This window comes from Geminocystis sp. CENA526, from assembly GCF_050753365.1.
In the GTDB taxonomy this organism is placed as follows: domain Bacteria; phylum Cyanobacteriota; class Cyanobacteriia; order Cyanobacteriales; family Cyanobacteriaceae; genus Geminocystis.
Genome location: NZ_JBLZFY010000266.1, coordinates 1 through 1,527 on the forward strand (window position 1 = coordinate 1; position 1,527 = coordinate 1,527).

Here is a 1,527-nt window from a genome sequence, read left to right on the forward strand (position 1 = left end):
CTCTTCCCCTCTTCCCCTCTTCCCCTCTTCCCCCTCTCTCTTTCATCTCCACTCTTAAATTTCTTTCATGGATATATCACCAATCTTTCTCACTATCACCGTTTTAATAATTTCCCTCATCGCCTTTATCGCCGAATGGTTGCCCGTTGACTTAACCGCCTTAACAATTACAGTGGTTTTAATGCTATTAGGGTTAGTATCCCCCAGTGAAGGTATATCAGGATTCGGCAACTCCGCCACCATTACCGTTATGGCAATGTTTATCCTTAGCGCTAGTATCACTAAAACAGGGGTATTAAACGTAGTCAGAGATTGGTTAATCACATGGGGAGGCAAAAACCCTTCTCGACAGATTTTCACTATGGGAATGATTGTAGGCCCTATTAGTGCCTTTATCAATAATACCGCAGTAGTCGCCATTTTTTTGCCCATCGTGGAACAATGGAGTAAACAGACAAAAACCTCCATTTCCAAACTCTTAATCCCTATGTCTTTTCTGACAATATTAGGAGGATTAATTACTTTAGTGGGTACATCTACCAATATTTTAGCCAGTGGTGTAGCGGTACAATTAGGCTATCCTGAATTTACTATTTTTCAATTTACCGCATTAGGTTTACCAGTTTTCTTTATCGGCTTAGTTTATATTGCCTTAGCTTCACCAAAATTATTACCTGCGAGAAAACCAGAAGGAGGAGAGTCTTTAAGTGACGATTATGAATTAAAAGAATACGTCAGTGAAATGATTATCCCCCCCCATTCTAGTTTAATTGGACAAACATTACGCAGTAGTGAAATTCAGCGAAAATTTGATTTAGATGTGTTAGAAATTATCCGCAATGATGAGCATTTTCCACCGCCGTTAGCCGATAAAGTATTAAGTGTCGGAGATATTTTATTAGTAAGAGGAAGCCGTAATAATTTACTAAATATAAAAGATGAAAGAGGGGTAGAAATTTTAGCTGATTTTAAATTTAGTTCAGCAGAAATGGAAATAGAAAATAGTCAAGTAGAGGAAAAAATTGCTGAAGTTTTAATCCTTTCAAATTCTCGTTTAATTGGTACAACTTTAAAAGATTTACGTTTTCGTCAACGTTATAATTGTACGGTATTAGCTATTAGGAGAGGACAAGAATTAATTAGAGAAAGACTAGGAAAAGTTACTTTAAAATTTGGAGATTTACTCTTAATTCAAGCCCCAAGGGAAAGTTTTATCGGTTTACAAACCACTAGAGAATTATTAGTTTTAGAAGAAAAAAATAGAGAAGGTTTAAGACAAGAAAAAATATCTATTGCATTAGGGATTATTGTGGGGGTTATTTTAATTTCGGCTTTGGATATTGTACCTATTTTAGTCAGTAGTTTAGCAGGAGTTATCTTAATGGTAATTACAGGATGCCTCAAACCGGGCGAAATTTATGGGGCTGTGCGATGGGATATTATTTTCTTGTTAGCAGGATTAATCCCCCTCGGTATCGCTATGGATAATTCTGGCACTAATCAATGGTTAGCTGATAACTTATTAAC

Annotated in this window: 1 protein-coding gene; it reads left to right on the forward strand. The window is 36.3% G+C overall.

The genetic code is table 11. The annotated features are described in order from the left end of the window. Positions 1–67 precede the first annotated feature (67 nt). Positions 68–1,527 (forward strand): SLC13 family permease (locus tag ACN4EE_RS23285; RefSeq protein WP_431708891.1); only part of this gene is annotated, 1,460 nt, incomplete at its 3' end.